This is a genomic window from Bacillus aquiflavi, from assembly GCF_019915265.1.
GTDB classification, from domain to species: Bacteria; Bacillota; Bacilli; order Bacillales; family Cytobacillaceae; genus Bacillus_BT; species Bacillus_BT aquiflavi.
In genome coordinates, this window is sequence record NZ_CP082780.1 from 1,864,167 (window position 1) to 1,881,922 (window position 17,756).

Sequence of the window (17,756 nt, forward strand, 5' to 3'; positions counted from 1 at the left end):
CTTTAAGTTGCAAGTTCTTTTTTCCGAAAAATGAATACTGAGAAAATAAGCAACATCACAATTAAAATGAATGAAATGAGAACAGTACCAGTAATCTCATCAGGCAATTCACCTAAAGTTAAAAAGCTGCCAGCATATACAGATAATTGAGACGGGCTCCATTTAAGCCAATGAGAAAGTAACCCGCCAACTAAATTTAAAATAATGATCACGGATAAAGAGGTAAATGCAACTGCTCCCGGTGACTTTAACATCGCATTAAAGAATAACGATACAGTTAACACAAATATGAGCCAAATTCCATAAAGCATAAAGATGATGAAAAAATCTCCGAATGGGATAGGTTCAAACAAAATACCGACATAATACCAGCTAGCTAAAAACCCTAAAAAATATGATAACAAAAGCAATAAAAGAGCACCTGTCCATTTTGCAGTTACATAATAAGCTACTGAAACTGGTTTCACTAAGATCATCCCAGCAACACCACTTTTGCGCTCAGCAGAAATTAAACCCATTGTTAATAAAACAATGACTAATACACCCATTATGTTAAACTGATTGACCGTCATCATTAACACTTCTTGTGCACTTGGAGTCGGAATTTCAATAATTGTTCCTTCGGGAAGGTCTCCTACTGCATCAAGAATTTGCGGCATATAATAAGACGTTAGCGGATCCATCATTCCTAGTAAAATAAACGTCATCGGAACCCAGATCCATTTAAAGCTCCGCCACATCTCAAGTATTTCTTTATTTAATAAAATCGACCATTGCCTCATTATTTTTGCACCACCTTCATAAAAACATCTTCAAGTGTGATTTTACTAATTTCAAACTTTACTAGCGGCCAGTTTTTTTCTGAAATTTCATTAAGAAATGCTGATTTAGCTGCATCTACATCTGTGACGATGACACTTGCTTTATTTCCATCAACAATGATTGAAGAAATGAGGTGCTGATCTGTGAAGGAACGTACGTATTCCTCTGTTTTTTTATGAAACACAAAATCAATTTTCGCTTGTTGATGTTTGTCACGAAGCTCATCCATCGTTCCTGATTCGACAATTTGACCGTTATGAAGAAATAAAATTTCATCACAAACTTCTTCGGCGTCATTTAAAATATGAGTAGAAAATAATATCGTTGTTTCTTTTTTTAGTTTTTCTAATAGCGTCAACACTTCACGGCGACCAAATGGATCTAAAGCAGATACAGGTTCATCAAGCATCACGAGCTGTGGCCGATGAATAATCGCTTGTGCAATTCCTAAACGCTGTCTCATTCCTCCTGAATAATTACCGATTTTGCGGTTTTTCGCATCTAAAATATCAACGAGTTCAAGTAGTTCCAATGCCCTTTCTTGTGCAAGACTGCTAGATAAACCAGCTAGTTTCCCAACATACTCAAGAAATTCCCGTCCTGTCATCCAATCGTAAAAAACAGGGTGCTGCGGAAGATAACCGATATATTTGCGAATATCGCTCCCCTTCTTAACATCTTCAAACAGAATTGTTCCACTTGATGACTTCATTAATCCAGCAAGCATGAGAAGTGTTGTTGTTTTTCCTGCACCGTTTGGTCCCAATAAGGCAATACATTTCCCCTTCTTTAAGAGAAAGTCAATTCCTTTTACTACTTCTTTATTTTGAAATCTTTTTGATAAGCCTTTAACTTTGATTACAGCCATTAATCATTTCTCCTTCCAAAGATGAAATAAACAATTGGACCGATAATACTAATGCATAAAATGACGAGTGCCCACACCCATTTAGGACCATTTGTGTTTTTACTTCGAACTAAATCAATAATGGCAATGATTAAAAGAATAAATTGGATCACGACAAATGGTAATAGCAAAGCCCAATTAATCGATTGTAATAATTCCACTCTGAAAACCTCCTTACGGTTTGGTTAATTATAAGACGCACAATGATGTCAAATCGTTCATTCATATTTTTTGAAATTTTATCCGTGTAATTTATGAATATAAAACAAGTAGTTCTTGTTTTGGACAAGAAGAATACATTTTATATTGGAAACATCATCGTTTGGGGGTTTTAGAAATGATGTCAAAAATAGAAGCTTTTTTTCTAGGTGTCATTCAAGGTTTAACAGAATTTTTGCCGATCTCAAGCACAGGACATCTATATTTAGGAAGACATTTGTTCGGTTTAGACGAAGCGGGGTTGTTTCTTGATACGATGTTGCATGTTGGGACACTACTAGCTGTTCTTGTTGTTTACAAACATGAACTCGTTAAAATAGTAAGAAATCCATTTTGCAAATTATCATTTTTATTAATCATTGGGACGATTCCTGCCGTCATCATTGGATTTCTCTTTAATGATTTTTTTGACTCGATATCAAAAACAGGGGTTACGATTGGATGGGAATTTTTATTTACCGGTCTTATTTTATGGATGGCAGACGGGATTCGTAATGGGGCAAAAAAAATGGAGCATATCGGGTATAAAGATGCCTTCTTTATTGGTACCTTTCAAGCCGCAGCCATTCTTCCGGCTGTATCGCGCTCAGGCTTAACGATTGCCGCTGGTCTATTCCGCAAACTTGATCGTGAAACAGCTGCTTATTTTTCATTTCTGCTATCTATCCCCGCAATTGGCGGCGGGGTCATTCTCCAATTCAAAGAAATGTTTACTGGTCAAGTTGAGCATATTTCATTTAGCAGTTTATTTGTTGCTACTTTAACGTCAGCCATTTTCGGTTATTTAGCAGTAGTTTGGATGATTCAATTTTTAAAAAGAAAGTCTTTAAAGTTATTTGCCATTTATGTTTGGATTTTAGGGATGACAATTTTAACTCTTCAAGCAACAGGGGCTTTTTAAAATATTTGAAGGAATGATAGCAGTGGAAACATTTGTATTAACCATTTTCGAATATTTAGCGGAACTTGGGTATTTTGGAATTGCACTCGGTTTAATGATTGAAGTGATTCCAAGCAAAATTGTTTTAAGCTATGGAGGGTTTTTAATTAGTATTGGAAAAATTAATTTTTTTGGTGCTTTTTTAGCAGGGGTAATTGGCGGAACGCTTGCACAAATCTTTTTATACTGGTTAGGCTTATACGGAGGAAGACCTTTTCTGAATCGCTTCGGAAATTATTTATTCATTAATGAACGTCAGCTTAATGCGGCGGAAGCTTGGTTTGATCGATACGGAACAGGAGTGATTTTTACCGCAAGATTTATTCCTGTCATCCGCCATGCGATTTCAATTCCAGCGGGGATTAGTAAAATGCCGCTTTCACAATTCACCGTTTATACAGTTGCAGCGATCATTCCTTGGACTGTGCTCTTTTTACTGCTTGGCATGGAGCTTGGTGAGCATTGGCACAACATAAAAGATTATGCCCGTCCATTTCTAAAACCAATTATATTTTTGACAATCGTTTCTGCCTCTATTTATTTTATTTATACAAACTGGAAAAAGAAGCACAATCGTTAATCCCGTTGTTAAATTGTTAAAAATCGCAGAAAATATTTTAAATAAAATTAACAAATTATCTATTTATTTTTTGCTTGTTTTTTTGTATGATGTTTTTACAATCAAATAAAACGGAAATGCCGTGAGATATTTAGGGAAGGCAAATGGTGCGCCACCAGTATACTGGTTCTAGTGGGTTCGATTCCCACCCCGAAATTTTTTAGAAACTTTATAAAAAATTTCGAGGGTGGACTCAAAATCCGTTCAGGATCAGACTGCCCTCAAATTGGAGGGATATACATGCTAAAGAAACGTGATTTGCAAGATTGCTACGCTTTGTACGAACTGATGACGCACCCAGATGTCTTCCCTTTTGTACGCCAAAAAGCACATTCATTTGATGAGTTTCTTTTTATTTCAAAACAGACGATTGAAGCGGAAGAGCGAGGCGAGTTAATTTCACGGACAATTCTTGATGAATGGTCTACTCCAATTGGGACGATCAATTTATATGATATTAACAATTATGCTGGTTTTCTCGGAACGTGGCTTGGAAAGCCGTATCATGGGAAAGGTTATAATCATTTGGCAAAGAAAGCTTTTTTTGCGGAACTATTTTACGAACTTCATATTGAAACAATTTACATGCGTATTCGAATAGAAAACACTCGCTCAATTAAAGCAGCGAAAAAAAACTACCTTATGCTATGAAAGTGAATAGGACGAGGAAATCGCTTTATGAACAAATCAATCGTCATGGAAAGATATATGACCTTTATGAGATTTCTAAAGATCACTATACATTGCATTACTTGCGAAATGAGGAGCTTCAACAAGCATCTCGCTTACTAGAAGCATAGTCTTCATCCGATCACTGTAAATAGATTAAAGTAAAATCATTAGCAATACAAAGTTCACCACTTTTACTCTTTATCTTTGGTTATCATTTGAGAGGATAGTTAGTCTTTTATGAAGACTGAATGATCCTCTTTTCTTTATATCAGCCTCTTGTGGAGACAGATTAAAAATAGCACCTCCAAAAGGTTAAAAAAAAAAATCCAACTACACTTTGTGTGTTCCTTTATGATAACGAATCATTACATGCTATTTTTGACTAACGATATAAACCAATCCAAAGACCAGATGTTGCGCTAATCGTATTGAGCAAAAATTCGATTTTCTTCTTAAAACTGCACTATCGCTATCTTTTTCCACTTTATCGCTCACGTAAACTTAGACAAGACTATTTCACATTCTTTCAAACCTTTTATGACAAAGGATACGACGATAAAGTAAAGAACACATAAAAAAGGGCATTCAATAGCCGAAAATCGGCTGATTGGATACCCCGTTTACATTAATGAACAGAGTCTATTGCTACTCCCTCTTCTTCATATTGTATAGATTGTGCAGCATCAGTTTGTGCGAGTAAATACTCTAATTCTTCGTTTGTCAATGTTTCAAAGCGACCATCGGTAAACATGACTTGTGTTTGGTTTGGATTAATTCGGTTTAATTGGAAATTCATCAAAACCACCACCTTTTTTTTTTTTAATTATATCTTCAACAAAAGAAGGCGTTTTCATGCTTATTTTTTATTTGTTCATAAAATTGCAAAAAGAATTTGACAGTTTTGTGGCTAGTTAAAGCTCATATTTTTTTAAAAGCGGAATGCCGATTTTAGTTAGAGTTTTTTCGAGAAACGACCACACACTTTTTCGTTTTAAAGACAAATGCTGACAAAAAACAAGTGAATATTCAATTTCATTTATTGCACCCCTTAGCCGTTTAAAGCGGCCTGCCCCAGCACTGCGATGAAGCAGTATTTCATTTTCAAGCGAATGGTCGGTTAATAAAATAGAACAAAGGCGATATAACCCTTCTTCTTTCGATAAGCTAGTATCATAACCTAAAATGGGGGTAGTCATCATCCCGTTGCAAACGACAAAGCCGACTACTCCGTACACTTGATTATTTTTTTTTAACAGCTTAAATTCTATTAAGCGGTGTTTCCAAGCATTCGTTAAAAAACGGACGTTAAACTGTGGGTTATAATATGAATATTTTTGTAAATAAAGTCGCTTATAAAGTTCCCAGACCATCTTTAAATCAGACTCGGTTATCCTATCATGCGATACAACTTCATACCCGCTCTGATGTAAAAACTCACTTCATATCACGCCGGATCGCTTTTTTTTTTGCCGCTTTGAAAATGTATTGAACTTATGCGGATAAAATAAATAAATTGACCTGCTAGGAATGAACTTACAGCCTATATTACCCAATTCGGAAATGATATCCGTATGAAGAGTATTTGTTAAAGAACGAAACATAATCGCACAGTCAGGAAATTTTTCCGCTAAAAATAAAGTGATTTCTTTCGCTTGTCCCTCTTTTAAATTTTCATATAAATTTGTTGATAATAACCAATTATTCACAATTACAATTCGATCGATCTCACTTTTATAAAAAAAGCGGCCAATTAATTTCAACATCCCTTTTAATCCAGTTTCTAAAATAGGATGTTTCAATTCACGCAGTTCCTCGATGGCATAATCGATGTATTGTGTGTAAGGAGAAACAACATAACTATTCCCTTTATATGGGGTTGAGACTGTTATCGGAAGTAATAGCCGATCGATTTCAAGGATCATTAGTTGTGCTGTTACATTGTCATTGTCAATATAATAAGAAGCTTGATGTAAAAGCATTTCGGTAAAATAGTTTTGTACTGCTTTCCCGTTCGTTTTTGAAGCCCATTCTATTTGTTCTATCTCAGTTCCGCTATATAATTTTATCTTTGTCAATAGGAAAATGACTCCTTTCAATCCGTCGAAGTTTCTTTTCTCCTGGTAAAAAGTCATATCGCTTGAAAACAAGTTTAGGAGCTTCTACTGAAAAATGCTGACAAATGGCGGTAATTGACTTTGTTACACTTTCATTTATTTCAGATGCAGATTTTAACTTTAGCTGAACAGAGATTTGTTGAATACTTTCTTGAACAAGCCGATATTCCTCGATCTCATTAGATGCTGTCATCATTGCACGGCGAAAGAAATCAGGGAAGATTGCTTTTAAACCGTTTCCGTTTTTCTCCTTTAAATAAAAAATATCATCCGCCCTTCCTTCAATTTGTTTAAGAGCCATGAAAGGGGAGCCGCATGGACAAGGCTTTTCTTCCTCCGTTAAAATATCATTAAGCCGATAGCGAATAATCGGTTGACTTGTTCGTGAAAAATCGGTAATAATTGGGAAAAATCTCCCTTTATCATTATGTAAGTACTCTTTCTCAATGGCAACGATATCTTCATTTATATGGAGCGTGCCGTGTTCACATGTGCAAGCAAGAAACCCTTCTGTGCATTGGTATACTTGATGGATTTGTTTTTGAAAAACTGTTTGTAAAAACTGTTCATCAATAGGATCAAGTACTTCAGCAACAGAAATCACTTTTTCGGGTGAAATGTTCAATGTACCTTTATTTAACTCTTTTCCTAGAAACCTTAACATCGACGGAGGCGCGACTAATACAGAAGGTTCGTATTGATTTAACGTATTCATATGTTTCGAAAGATCATCCATTAAGTCAAAGAAGCAAAACTGAATTCGCTTTGATTGCGTAGTCGTATATAAGTTACTATTCGCCCTTAAAAAAAAGGCGTTTTTATGTTTATGTAAAAGACTGTGAGGAAGCAATTTAGCTAAAATCACTCCAGCCCAACGTTCCCGCTCTGATGGAGATACGATAAACAGACCTCTATTTCCTGACGTCCCCGAGGAAAGACCGATTGTAATCCCGTTTTTCGTAGGCGAAAAATTCCGGTCTTCCTCGGCCTGAATTGCCATGTCAAAAGCTTCTTCTTTTTTAATGCCCACTATATTCAATTTATTAAAATGCTCCATCATCATTTGTTTATCAATGATCGGAAGGCTTCGCCAATCTTCTATTCTCCCATGATGGAGATGATTTTTATAAAGCTCCCTATAAAAGGGAGAGTTCTTTAGGACAAAGTTTAAATGCTTTTTAATCTTTTTTTCTTGGTATCTTTTCACCTCATCGCGTGAATGAAAACGGCGAAAATATTTTTGCTTTACATACTCTGAAACAATCTTAACTGTACTCATACGACTTCCCCCATATTTCAGTACAATGAGTGGGCAAAATTAAAATATTGTTGTTTTGTTTTTGTAATTCGTGTATTTTTTTTAAATTTTTTTTGAAACTTTTAATATCCGGCATCATCAAATAAGCGAGCTTACTCGGTAAAACACTTTCGCGAAATGCTTGACTTTGCCAACAGGCATCAGCACATAAAAAGACTTCCCCTCTCACCTCATCATGTAAAAATAAACCGAGCTGACCGATCGCATGACCAGTCAAATCGACAGCAAAAAAACTCCCGTCATGAAATACATCCCAGCCTTCCTTAAAAGGGGAAAAAGCTTCAGGCAAGCTTACCGTTTTTTCTTCATCAATATAAATAACCCTCTGCTCAAAATCTTTTGGCAATAGCTCTGGAAGAAAAGCATTTTTTAATGCGTCAATTCCTTTTTTACCCTTCACAAATTCATATGCTTTTTTAGAACATAAAAAAGTCGTCGTTGGAAAATCTAAAAGACCGCCAAGGTGATCCCCATGGAAATGAGAAATAAATATGTAGGAAATGTCGTCTGAACTTATCCCCTCTTTTGCTAACTGATCCTTGATTCCATCCCCATCCTGAAAATGAATCGGGGTCATTTTCGGATAAATTGAATAAGGAAATGATCTACTTGCAGTAAAAAAGTGACTGGCATACCCAGTGTCAAATAATATATGTCCATATTTAGGATGAGTCATTAACGCTACTAATGCCGGAAAGGAAACTTTTTTAAAGCTTCCTCCTCTTAACACCATTCTTTCAAGATTCACGCAATAACCTGTCTGAAATAATTTCATCGTTACTTTTTCCATTGTTTCAACCTCTAATCATTACTTTAATTCTGCTACCCACCATTCGACAAACTGTTCTATCCCTTCTTCAATCGATATCCGCGGGTTGTATCCAAGCTCTTTACGGGCAGCATCAATATTTAACGTCTGATTCTTAGCAAGTACACTAACAGAATATTTTGTTAAGATAGGTTCTTTTCCAAATAAAATATATTTTGACGCCCATTCGAAAAACTGGGCAAGCTTTATTACTTTTGAATAAGAGATGTCTTTTGTTTTTAACGGTTTTTGAAGGGTAGAAAATAACTTTTCTAGTACATCTTTAAAAACGACAGTTTCACCATTTGTAATGTTATATTTTTTCCCGAGCGTTTCTTTAGGCGAATCGATACAAAGTAAAAGTGCATCGACAACGTTGTCAACATATGTTAAATCCATTAAAATATTACCGCCGTTAATGAGAGGAACAAATCGTTTTTCATTTGCACGGATTAGCCGCGGGATGATCGTCGTGTCTTCTGGTCCGAATAAAGCCCGCGGCCGAATCGTCACAACTGGAAGCCCTTTTGCAAAAGCCCGATCAATTTCTTGCTCCGCTAAATATTTTGTTTCAGCGTAATAATTCACAAACTTTGATGGTAATGGGTCATTTTCTTTTACATCTAAACGATCATTAAAATAAAAATATAAACTTGGAGTGGAAACATGAATCAGTCGTTTTACTTTCTCTTTTTTACAAGCGTTGATCACATTTATCGTTCCAAGTACATTTGCTTGATAAAACTCGTCATATTTTCCCCATGGAGAGGAAAGAGCTCCACAATGAAACACGTAATCTATCTTTTTGCAGGCATTTTCTATTTTCCCGCTATCAGCTAAATCAGCTTGATAAAAATAGATCCCTTCTTTTTCAAGTAATTTGCCAATCTGTTCATTTCGACCAATTATAGTAACAGCATGGCCTTCATCGTTAAGACGTCTTGCTAATCTTTTTCCTAAAAAACCTGTTCCTCCAGTTACGAGCATATTCATCATTGCTTATCACCGTTCCATTCAATATCAATCGTCGTTGCTTGAATTGGCGAAATATGATTTTTCTTCGCCAAGCGATAAAAGCTATAGTATACATAAAATTGATGAAAAAAAGGCTTCATATCTTTACTTGACCAAATTATATCTTTTGAGTTTAAAAATGTTTTGCACCATTTTAAAAAATGAGTAACACTCCATCCCATTGTGAGCATTGCTAAAATAAGCATCACTTTCGTTGATTTTTTTGGTTTTAATACGGAGCATGATGAATTTAAAAACGCTTTAGGCAACGGTAGCCCCTTAAAAAGATGGACACCGCTCGTTGCCCGCGGATTACATTCAAGCGGATAAAGCACACCATTTTCCGTTTCAATAAAGTCAAACGCAAATTGACCAGTTAGATTCGTTCCTGAAAAAAAAGTACTGATCCATTGTTCGATCCCCTTATGTTCAACATACTCAAACGTAATCGAGGCACCTTTTCCCGCAGTAAAATACACCGGATAATGACTATGAGCACATATCATTCCGTCTTTTAATACTGTATAACTGCAAAACGATTTTCCGATAATCCTTTCTTGGACAACATAAGGATATTGTTCGCTTACATTGATAAGATGAATAACATGTTTCAAATTATTTTGATTCACAAAATAAACTTGTGAAGCAAACCTTGAAAAAACAGGCTTTAACACCGCTTCTCCACCAAGTTGCTTTATCGCAGATATAATTTCGGACGAGGTTTTTGCCAACAATGTTTCTGGTGCCTTTAAACCTTTTGAACGGACAAGTTCAGTAAATGAAAACTTCTCATGCAATTGGCTAAGAATATGTAAATCACTGCAAAATACATGACAAAGCGCTTCAAGCTGCGCCTTCCCTTTTCCGATATAAAATACTTCCTCACAAGTCGGAATCAATAAATGAATTTTATAATCATGAATAATTGTCAGTAAATCTTGAATAAAGCCGTTATAATCGGCAACAGGACTTGTAATGACAAATGACTTGCACACTGCATTTGATAAAGACGTAAGCTGCATCGGTACACTATCAGCAACATAAACTTTATGACCTAATGAGTGAAATTGTCTTGCCAAATCTAATGTAACCGGTGCTCTTCCACCCGTTAATAATATATGCTGTTTCTCAATACTCAAAAATGACTCCTCCAATAGATAAACCGGCTGAAGTACCGATCAACATGACGAGATCGCCTCGCTTTATGCGTCCTTGCTCAATTGCCTCATGCAAAGCGATCGGAATGGAGGCAGCAATTGTATTTCCATAATTTTCGATGTTATTAATAAAAACCGCATCAGGAATATTCAGTTTTTTTTGCAGTATTCTTAAAGCCATCCCACTCGCTTGATGAGGTATTACTGCTTTTAAAGCGTTTCGTTATCGTTATGTTTGTTCCAGCAAATAATTTTTCCATAAAAGCAGGCAGTAGCCTTGATGACAGGCGAAAAATGGCTTGACCATTCATTTGGAACAAGAAATGCTCTTCTGATAAATGTGCATGTTCTCGAGGATGAATTTTCGTTCCCCCGCCAGGAATTTCTGAATGACTTGCTCCAACACTGTATGTTTCCATCCGTGCAGTTAAAATATGAGATGATTCCTCTTTTCGCGGCTTTTGGACGACAACAGCAGCTGCTCCGTCACCGAATAAAACGGCACTTTCTTTCTGCTTCCAATTCAGCCCAATTGAGGAAATCTCACTAGAAACTATTAAAATCGTTTTATAGCGGCCAGAGTCAATTAAATATGAAGCTAAATCAAATCCTTTTACAAAGCTTAAACAAGTTGTATTAATATCAAAACAAGGAATACCTGACTCTTCTAAACTAAGTTCCTTTTGAATAAGTGCTGCATTACACGGAATCGGCTGCTCCATCGTTCCGCTTCCAGAAATAATACAATCAATATCTTCTAAACGAATACCGGCATTTTCAACAGCTTGAACAGCAGCCTTCGCCCATTTTTTTTGATGCTGTTTCATTTGTAATAAAATGACGTACTCGCACGCCAGATTTTTTCAACGTCCAGCCTGAAGGAAGAGACAGCTTTTTATCTAGCTCCTCTGCTGTTACGACTGTTTTAGGTATGTATATACCAGTCCCAATCACTTTTATGCTTCTTTCCATTTTATCTCTCTTAATCTCTCTTTCTGTCTAAATTTAAAAATACTTTCACTTTCAGTTTTTTATTTTACCATTAATATCGTTTAATGTAAGCTGTTGTTAAAGGATTCATTTTAACATTTTACTAGCAGTATATAAAAAAGTACGTTAAACTAAATCAAAATAAGAAAAATGGGGATTAGAAATGAAACAAACGAAAAACATAAAAGAAAAAATTCATCAGTTGCTCATCATTTTTTTCCCAATCCTAATTACACAGCTTGGTATGTTTTCCATGAATTTTTTTGATACGATGATGTCAGGACATGCAAGTCCACTCGATTTAGCCGGTGTTGCCATTGGCTCATCGTTATGGGTTCCGATTTTTACAGGTTTAAGCGGTATTTTGCTTGCAATTACTCCAATTGTGTCACAACTCGTTGGTGCAAAAAAAGAAAAAGACGCGTCTTTTTCAGTGATTCAAGGCATTTATTTAGCTGTGATTATGGCGATAATTGTGATCATTGCTGGCGCATTCCTCTTAAATCCGGTCCTGAATCGAATGAGCCTTGAAAATGAAGTGCAGCAAGTTGCCCACGATTATTTAATTGCTTTATCATTTGGAATGGTTCCGTTATTTATCTACACTGTACTGCGCTCATTCATAGATAGTCTTGAAAAAACACGGACGACAATGATCATTACATTAACATCACTGCCGCTAAATGTTATTTTTAATTATTTGCTTATTTTTGGCAAGCTAGGTTTGCCAAAGCTTGGCGGTGTCGGGGCAGGTTATGCCTCTGCGATTACGTATTGGATTATTACTGGAATTGCCTTTTTTATCATTATAAAAGAGCAGCCGTTCGCCTCTTTTAAAATCTTTCATAAGCTTTATTCGGTTTCTTTTACGAAATGGGCGGAAATTTTGAAAATCGGTGTTCCAATTGGATTCGCCATCTTTTTTGAAACAAGTATTTTTGCTGCTGTTACGCTTTTAATGAGCAACTTCGATACAGTGACGATCGCTTCTCACCAAGCTGCAATGAATTTTGCTTCATTTCTATATATGGTGCCGTTAAGTATATCGATGTCTTTAACGATTGTTATTGGGTTTGAAGTCGGAGCGAAACGATATGAGGATGCAAAGCAATATAGCTGGATTGGTGTAGCAACTGGGGTAATACTTGCAGTAGTCAGCGGCCTTGTTTTATTTTCATTTCGATATGAAATTGCTAGTTTGTATACGAACGAACAAAATGTCTTGAATATGACAGGGCAATTTTTATTGTATGCTTTGTTCTTTCAACTATCTGATGCGATTGCGGCCCCTATTCAAGGAGCATTAAGAGGCTATAAAGATGTTAACAGTACGTTTTTTATGGCACTTGTATCTTATTGGATCATCGGTTTACCATTAGGATATTATTTAGCAAATCATACGGATTTGTTAGCGTTCGGATATTGGATTGGACTGATTACAGGTCTTGCTGTCGGCGCTGTCGGCTTATCTAGCAGACTCGTCTACATCCAAAAAAGAAAATATAAAGCGTCTTTAAGCTAAGAAAAGCTTTAAGGCTATCAAGAAAGTTGATAGCCTTAAAGCTCGCACCATTGTCCTTATATTCTGTTGTAAGCTTATGAACACCTATTTTCATGCTTCTCGCCTCGACTTATAAACGTTTTCAATCTATCATTCGGACAGTTGGCTATCTCTATCATTTAAGACATTCTAAGAAAAAATTAACAATATGATCAGCTTACTTTCGCCTTAATTGCTTCAGTTCCTAAGCTTAGATTTTATACACTTTGCCGAGGACATCTTTTCCTCCCGTAACAGGAATAATGGCCCCTGTAATAAAATCAGATTTTTCATCGCATAGGAAAGAAATTACTCTCCCAACGTCTTCCCCTGTTCCGGGCCTTGATACAGGTGAACTAGTATCTGATACTCCCTCGACTTCAGCGATTGAAAGTTCTTTCCATTTCCCAATGATATCTCCGGGACAAACCATATTTGCAGTGATGCCATTTTCGGCTTCCTCCAATGCGATTGTACGTGTTAATGAAGCAACACCTACCTTTGCAGCAGCAAAAGCCGAGCGGAAAATCCAGCCAGGAGCCGTTTCAATTCGATCAAAGCCAAAGGTAATCAATCTTCCCCAGCCTTTTTTACGCATTTGTGGAATAAGTAATTTACTTAAATAAAAAACGCCATTTAAATTACCATTTACAAGGTAATTCCATTCATCTGCAGTATAATTTGTTACTTTCTTCCGTTCATGAATGTAAGGTCCTGCATTATGAATAACAATATCGATTGAAGGAAACTTCTCAAGCGATTTTTTTACGAGCCGTTCGCAATCATCTAATTGAGAAATATCACCTTGAATTGCAATATTATTTGTGTGAAAGCGTTCATTTAAGAACTGAACAAGTTCATTCGCCTTATCTTGACTATGCCGGTAATTAATGATGACGTTCTTTCCGCTTTCAGCAAGTATTTCCGCAGTTTTCCGTCCGATTCCACTTGCTCCTCCCGTGATTAACACTGTTTTTTCATTCACAAATGATTACCTCACATTTTCACAAATTTATAGTGTCCTTTACCACTATACTAAGAATAAATACGTTGATATGCAAACAATATGAAGTTTTTTCGCTTTCTTCTACTTAAACTTTTCTTAACGATTGGGCTTACTAATGCATAGGATAAAATAATAACGAAAAGGGAAGTGAAATGGATGCAAACGGTGATTAATATTTATAGCTTAAAGATTAACAATATTTCTAGTAACGGTTCCATTAATATTGGTGAAACACTTCATAATGCACCGACAGCCAACTCAAAAACACAAGGACATAATGCATCCTACGGTGATCTTTCTCCAACAAATGCTGCTATGGAAAGTGTATTTATTGATCCTGATGTTAATGACCAAGGCGATATTGCAAACCCTTCACCAGTTATTTCAAATCAAATGTAAAAAACGCAGGTGAATTAAAGATGCCATATCAAATTAATATTTTTAATATAAAGACAAATGGGTTAAATAGCAATGCGAATATTGATATAGGTCCTACTATTCATAACAGCCATACAGCAAACTCGAAATTTTATGGTGCAAATATCGCGTTCGGTGATTTATCGCCAAATAGTTCTTGTATGGCAAATTGTGTTGGCGATTTCGATATTAGTGATCAAGATCAAATTGCAAACCCTTCTGGATCTGTTAATAACATGATTTAAATGAAAGGATGAACGGTCATGTTTCCTTGGAATTCACTCTTTCCTTTTAATAAAGATATGCAAAAAATGATGCAAAAGATGAAGCCTGAAGATATTGAAAAATATATTGAGGACATGATGCAAAAGATGTTCCCTTCTAATCCACAAGGGGCAATGAATCCAACTGAAATCATGAATCGGGGACATCCGTTATTTCAAGGAGAAAATGCTCAACCACCATCCATTCCGCTTAATGCTTCCGTCTTTGAAACCCATGAAGATGTATTTGTCAGGGTTCCAATAAAAAATAAAGAATTGTTAAAACAAATCCGTATATATCATACATCTAATCAATTAATTTTAGAACATATCCCTAATATGGAAGATAAACATACGATTACATTACCAGCACTTGTAAAGAAAAAGGGTGCTCGTGCTCAATACAAAGACGAAATGCTTGAAATAAAAATTTCAAAAAATATCGACATGCAGTACTCAGAAGTCGATGTTTCTGAAACACTTTAGGGATGAAAAAAACGAATTGGGGGGATTGTTTGTGGATATTGAAAAACTTAAACAATGGCTCGATATAACGAAGCAATATCAAACTGAGCACTTTTGGAAACAGATTTTTGAATCCGAACTCGGAAAGTCGGCCTCACAATCGAGGGACAATCCGTTCGACCAAAACTATTCCGCTTACTTCTCACAGCAAGATGCATTCCCCCTTATTGATATGTATGAAGAGGGAAATTGCATCTTCATTGAAGTGGAGCTTCCCGGTCTGAAAACGTCAGATATATACATTACCCTTGAAGAAAAATCTTTAATTATTAAAGGAGAATATAAAACTCTTAAACCAAATATCCGCTATTTACTTAAAGAACGACCAAATAGAAAGTTTGAAAAAAAACTAGCAATATCTTCAAAAATAAAAAAGGAAATGATTCAAAGTGTGCTGCGAAATGGTATTTTAGTCATTTCCTTGCCAATCGAAGAACAACAGTCTGAAGCGATTCCGATTACAATTGATGAAAGTGAATCAGAGTCATGATGATTAGAAAAAGGAAAATTTTATCATTAAAAAGTTTCTTTCAAGGTAGCTCTCAAAAAGAAAAGGAGAAAAGAATTAATCAATTAGAACAAAGAATCAAAAAACTTGAACAAACGGAACAACAATTCATCAAAACGGTTGAAGCAGAAATAGTCAAATTGGTTAAACAGTCGGAAAGACAACTGCTGAAAAAACTTGAGAAACATCAACATAAATTATCGGAGAAACACGCGAACAAACAAAAAAAAATTTTTGAGAAACAAACGGTGAAATATATTGAAGATAAAATCGTTCAAGAGAAACAACATGAGCCGAACTATATTTTTAACGTTGAACACCTTTACGTCGAGAAAGTTGTCATTGATAAACTTGAACATAGCAATAACTTTGGACAGCTCGGAATAAAAGAGTTAACAGGGAAATTAAATATTGGTTCTAATTATGAAGGCAAGATGAGTAAAAAAGCAATCGCCGCTAAAGCACAAAAACCCGAAAAAAAGTTGACAGAAAAAAACAAAAATAATTAGTCCTTTGAAACTTATAAGATAAAGTCAGCTTTCGAGCGCTAACATAGCGGAAAGCGAATAGAACTTATTTATAACCTATAGTAAAGTCCAACAACGAAAAAAATTCGCATGCTTGTCAAAACATATGTAGAAAAACTCCCGCTATTCGATAAGGCGGGAGTTTTCTCATTCGTTCATTCAGTATTATTTACCGATAAACATTTGTGTCCAATAGTTTCCTTGCTCAACATGACCAACACCAATATGTGTAAAGCTAGCATTTAAAATATTTTTACGGTGGCCATCACTGTTCATCCAAGCATTTACAACTTCCTCTGGAGAACGTTGACCCATTGCAATATTTTCACCTGCTGCACGGTATGAAATTCCAAATTTTTTCATCATATCAAATGGTGATCCGTAAGTTGGGCTATTATGGTCAAAATATTTATTACGCTGCATATCTTTAGATTTTTCACGAGCTACTTTACTAAGCTCAGTATCTAGTTTAAGTGCTGGTAAACCGCTTTTAGCCCGTTCTTTATTTGTGAGTTCTACTACTTTTTGTTCAAAAGCACTTACTTCACTAGAAACAGCTTGTTTTGCCGGCTGTTCTTGCTTTGGTTGCGCTGGTTGTTGAACTGCTGGCTTGTCTTGCTTTGGTTGCGCTGGTTGTTGAACTGCTGGCTTGTCTTGCTTTGGTTGTGCTGGTTGTTGAGCTGCTGGCTTGTCTTGCTTTGGTTGTGCTGGTTGTTGAGCTGCTGGCTTGTCTTGCTTTGGTTGTGCTGGTTGTTGAGCTACTGGCTTGTCTTGCTTTGGTTGTGCTGGTTGTTGAGCTACTGGCTTATCCTGTTTTGGCTGCGCAGGCTGTTGAGCCTTTTGGCCATTATTCCAATTAATATTGCAATTATTTTTATACTTTTGAAGAATACTATTTAAATCCTTATGGTTGAAATTACTTGTTTTATAGACATATACTTTACTATGAATGCTTGCTTTGTTATTAGAAGCAGCCTCTGCTTTATCACCAACCGGATTAGCTAATAGTAGTGCTGCTGTTGCTGCTACTGAAAAAAATAATTTTTTGTTCATCTTTTCATTTCCTCCCTTTAGAACTTGTTTTTTTTTTCTAATAACATCATAGCATGCGATTTTTGTAATATTTACGGGAGAAAAAATAACAATGTTTATTTTTTAAAAAAGTAAAATCAATCGTTTAAAATAGAAAAGTACTTTCATCCACTGCTAATAGTAGAGATTTTTTAAATCGTTAATCTTTTTTCTTTCAATTGGACAAATGTAGTCGAGTTGGAAGAGAGGCTTCGGTCTTTCCATATTTTTTCTAGAAATAAAATATTGACATCCATTGAAACACGACAATTTTCTTTCATTTATTACATTAATATTACAACCGTAGTCTCAATCCTTG

The 17,756-nt window shown here is 35.7% G+C and carries 20 protein-coding genes and 2 pseudogenes; 9 read left to right on the top strand and 13 right to left on the bottom strand.

The window, feature by feature from the left end:
• Positions 1-2: 2 nt before the first annotated feature.
• Genes K6959_RS08875 through K6959_RS08885 form a run of 3 tightly spaced genes read right to left on the bottom strand, consistent with a single transcriptional unit; the run spans position 3 to position 1,890 of the window.
• Positions 3-782, bottom strand: a complete 780-nt coding sequence (locus K6959_RS08875) for an ABC transporter permease (RefSeq protein WP_223088224.1) — start codon at positions 780-782, stop codon at positions 3-5.
• A complete protein-coding gene (locus tag K6959_RS08880) occupies positions 782-1,690 on the bottom strand; it encodes an ABC transporter ATP-binding protein (protein ID WP_163242631.1) in 909 nt (302 codons plus the stop codon). The genes K6959_RS08875 and K6959_RS08880 overlap by 1 nt, the downstream gene beginning before the upstream one ends.
• A complete protein-coding gene (locus K6959_RS08885) occupies positions 1,690-1,890 on the bottom strand; it encodes a PLD nuclease N-terminal domain-containing protein (protein ID WP_163242630.1) in 201 nt (66 codons plus the stop codon). Before K6959_RS08885 ends, K6959_RS08880 begins: the two co-directional genes overlap by 1 nt.
• Positions 1,891-2,069: 179 nt before the next feature.
• Between K6959_RS08885 and K6959_RS08890 the strand changes: the two genes are divergently transcribed.
• From K6959_RS08890 to K6959_RS08900, 3 genes and pseudogenes are all read left to right on the top strand, one after another.
• Positions 2,070-2,849 (top strand): undecaprenyl-diphosphate phosphatase, encoded by a 780-nt coding sequence (locus K6959_RS08890; protein ID WP_223088348.1) that lies wholly within the window; start codon positions 2,070-2,072, stop codon positions 2,847-2,849.
• Positions 2,850-2,862: 13 nt separating this feature from the next.
• On the top strand, positions 2,863-3,468 hold the full coding sequence (locus K6959_RS08895) for an undecaprenyl phosphate transporter UptA (protein ID WP_394373031.1): 606 nt from the start codon (positions 2,863-2,865) through the stop codon (positions 3,466-3,468).
• A 279-nt stretch (positions 3,469-3,747) separates the two neighbouring features.
• Positions 3,748-4,307, top strand: a pseudogene (locus tag K6959_RS08900) (GNAT family N-acetyltransferase).
• Positions 4,308-4,804: 497 nt separating this feature from the next.
• Here K6959_RS08900 and K6959_RS08905 read toward each other — a convergent pair.
• From K6959_RS08905 to K6959_RS08940, 8 genes and pseudogenes are all read right to left on the bottom strand, one after another.
• The gene (locus K6959_RS08905) at positions 4,805-4,975 is read right to left on the bottom strand and encodes a hypothetical protein (protein ID WP_163242597.1); all 171 of its coding nucleotides are present in this window, start codon (positions 4,973-4,975) and stop codon (positions 4,805-4,807) included.
• Between the two features lie 115 nt (positions 4,976-5,090).
• Positions 5,091-5,549, bottom strand: a complete 459-nt coding sequence (locus tag K6959_RS08910) for a hypothetical protein (RefSeq protein WP_223088228.1) — start codon at positions 5,547-5,549, stop codon at positions 5,091-5,093.
• A gap of 69 nt (positions 5,550-5,618) precedes the next feature.
• A complete protein-coding gene (locus K6959_RS08915; RefSeq protein WP_223088230.1) occupies positions 5,619-6,254 on the bottom strand; it encodes a hypothetical protein in 636 nt (211 codons plus the stop codon).
• The gene (locus K6959_RS08920; protein ID WP_223088231.1) at positions 6,232-7,572 is read right to left on the bottom strand and encodes a F390 synthetase-related protein; all 1,341 of its coding nucleotides are present in this window, start codon (positions 7,570-7,572) and stop codon (positions 6,232-6,234) included. The genes K6959_RS08915 and K6959_RS08920 overlap by 23 nt, the downstream gene beginning before the upstream one ends.
• On the bottom strand, positions 7,559-8,401 hold the full coding sequence (locus tag K6959_RS08925) for an MBL fold metallo-hydrolase (RefSeq protein ID WP_246234760.1): 843 nt from the start codon (positions 8,399-8,401) through the stop codon (positions 7,559-7,561). Before K6959_RS08925 ends, K6959_RS08920 begins: the two co-directional genes overlap by 14 nt.
• Positions 8,402-8,419: 18 nt before the next feature.
• Positions 8,420-9,412: an NAD-dependent epimerase/dehydratase family protein gene (locus tag K6959_RS08930; protein ID WP_223088350.1), complete on the bottom strand. Its 993-nt coding sequence runs from the start codon at positions 9,410-9,412 to the stop codon at positions 8,420-8,422.
• Positions 9,412-10,572: an ATP-grasp domain-containing protein gene (locus K6959_RS08935; protein ID WP_223088233.1), complete on the bottom strand. Its 1,161-nt coding sequence runs from the start codon at positions 10,570-10,572 to the stop codon at positions 9,412-9,414. Before K6959_RS08935 ends, K6959_RS08930 begins: the two co-directional genes overlap by 1 nt.
• Positions 10,562-11,562, bottom strand: a pseudogene (locus tag K6959_RS08940) (beta-ketoacyl-ACP synthase III). The gene K6959_RS08935 and the pseudogene K6959_RS08940 overlap by 11 nt, the downstream one beginning before the upstream one ends.
• Before the next feature lie 181 nt (positions 11,563-11,743).
• On the opposite strand from K6959_RS08940, the gene K6959_RS08945 reads away from it, so the two are divergent.
• Positions 11,744-13,102 (top strand): MATE family efflux transporter, encoded by a 1,359-nt coding sequence (locus K6959_RS08945; RefSeq protein ID WP_223088234.1) that lies wholly within the window; start codon positions 11,744-11,746, stop codon positions 13,100-13,102.
• 229 nt (positions 13,103-13,331) lie between these two features.
• Here K6959_RS08945 and K6959_RS08950 read toward each other — a convergent pair whose 3' ends face one another.
• Positions 13,332-14,105 (bottom strand): SDR family oxidoreductase, encoded by a 774-nt coding sequence (locus K6959_RS08950; protein WP_163242622.1) that lies wholly within the window; start codon positions 14,103-14,105, stop codon positions 13,332-13,334.
• Between the two features lie 177 nt (positions 14,106-14,282).
• Here K6959_RS08950 and K6959_RS08955 point away from each other — a divergent pair, with 177 nt between their 5' ends.
• From K6959_RS08955 to K6959_RS08975, 5 genes are read left to right on the top strand one after another with little or no spacing between them, the layout of a single operon-like run.
• Positions 14,283-14,525, top strand: a complete 243-nt coding sequence (locus K6959_RS08955; RefSeq protein WP_163242621.1) for a spore germination protein — start codon at positions 14,283-14,285, stop codon at positions 14,523-14,525.
• A 20-nt stretch (positions 14,526-14,545) separates the two neighbouring features.
• Positions 14,546-14,788, top strand: a complete 243-nt coding sequence (locus K6959_RS08960) for a spore germination protein (RefSeq protein WP_223088236.1) — start codon at positions 14,546-14,548, stop codon at positions 14,786-14,788.
• Between the two features lie 18 nt (positions 14,789-14,806).
• The gene (locus K6959_RS08965) at positions 14,807-15,292 is read left to right on the top strand and encodes an Hsp20/alpha crystallin family protein (protein WP_163242619.1); all 486 of its coding nucleotides are present in this window, start codon (positions 14,807-14,809) and stop codon (positions 15,290-15,292) included.
• Between the two features lie 31 nt (positions 15,293-15,323).
• The gene (locus K6959_RS08970) at positions 15,324-15,821 is read left to right on the top strand and encodes an Hsp20/alpha crystallin family protein (protein WP_163242618.1); all 498 of its coding nucleotides are present in this window, start codon (positions 15,324-15,326) and stop codon (positions 15,819-15,821) included.
• Positions 15,818-16,348: a hypothetical protein gene (locus tag K6959_RS08975; protein ID WP_223088237.1), complete on the top strand. Its 531-nt coding sequence runs from the start codon at positions 15,818-15,820 to the stop codon at positions 16,346-16,348. The genes K6959_RS08970 and K6959_RS08975 overlap by 4 nt, the downstream gene beginning before the upstream one ends.
• Positions 16,349-16,531: 183 nt before the next feature.
• On the opposite strand, the gene K6959_RS08980 is transcribed toward K6959_RS08975, so the two are convergent.
• Positions 16,532-17,419, bottom strand: coding sequence for a CAP domain-containing protein (locus tag K6959_RS08980; RefSeq protein ID WP_163242616.1), 888 nt, complete (start codon positions 17,417-17,419; stop codon positions 16,532-16,534).
• Between the last annotated feature and the right edge of the window lie 337 nt (positions 17,420-17,756).

What these genes read in the sequence shown, in the direction of transcription:
- K6959_RS08880 (WP_163242631.1), bottom strand. Translation starts at nt 1,690, where the DNA reads ATGGCTGTAATCAAAGTTAAAGGCTTATCAAAAAGATTTCAAAATAAA.
- K6959_RS08910 (WP_223088228.1), bottom strand. Translation starts at nt 5,549, where the DNA reads ATGGTCTGGGAACTTTATAAGCGACTTTATTTACAAAAATATTCATAT.
- K6959_RS08930 (WP_223088350.1), bottom strand. Translation starts at nt 9,412, where the DNA reads ATGAATATGCTCGTAACTGGAGGAACAGGTTTTTTAGGAAAAAGATTA.
- K6959_RS08975 (WP_223088237.1), top strand. Translation starts at nt 15,818, where the DNA reads ATGATGATTAGAAAAAGGAAAATTTTATCATTAAAAAGTTTCTTTCAA.
- K6959_RS08920 (WP_223088231.1), bottom strand. Translation starts at nt 7,572, where the DNA reads ATGAGTACAGTTAAGATTGTTTCAGAGTATGTAAAGCAAAAATATTTT.
- K6959_RS08875 (WP_223088224.1), bottom strand. Translation starts at nt 782, where the DNA reads ATGAGGCAATGGTCGATTTTATTAAATAAAGAAATACTTGAGATGTGG.
- K6959_RS08895 (WP_394373031.1), top strand. Translation starts at nt 2,863, where the DNA reads ATGATAGCAGTGGAAACATTTGTATTAACCATTTTCGAATATTTAGCG.
- K6959_RS08890 (WP_223088348.1), top strand. Translation starts at nt 2,070, where the DNA reads ATGTCAAAAATAGAAGCTTTTTTTCTAGGTGTCATTCAAGGTTTAACA.
- K6959_RS08960 (WP_223088236.1), top strand. Translation starts at nt 14,546, where the DNA reads ATGCCATATCAAATTAATATTTTTAATATAAAGACAAATGGGTTAAAT.
- K6959_RS08945 (WP_223088234.1), top strand. Translation starts at nt 11,744, where the DNA reads ATGAAACAAACGAAAAACATAAAAGAAAAAATTCATCAGTTGCTCATC.
- K6959_RS08965 (WP_163242619.1), top strand. Translation starts at nt 14,807, where the DNA reads ATGTTTCCTTGGAATTCACTCTTTCCTTTTAATAAAGATATGCAAAAA.
- K6959_RS08955 (WP_163242621.1), top strand. Translation starts at nt 14,283, where the DNA reads ATGCAAACGGTGATTAATATTTATAGCTTAAAGATTAACAATATTTCT.
- K6959_RS08925 (WP_246234760.1), bottom strand. Translation starts at nt 8,401, where the DNA reads ATGGAAAAAGTAACGATGAAATTATTTCAGACAGGTTATTGCGTGAAT.
- K6959_RS08905 (WP_163242597.1), bottom strand. Translation starts at nt 4,975, where the DNA reads ATGAATTTCCAATTAAACCGAATTAATCCAAACCAAACACAAGTCATG.
- K6959_RS08980 (WP_163242616.1), bottom strand. Translation starts at nt 17,419, where the DNA reads ATGAACAAAAAATTATTTTTTTCAGTAGCAGCAACAGCAGCACTACTA.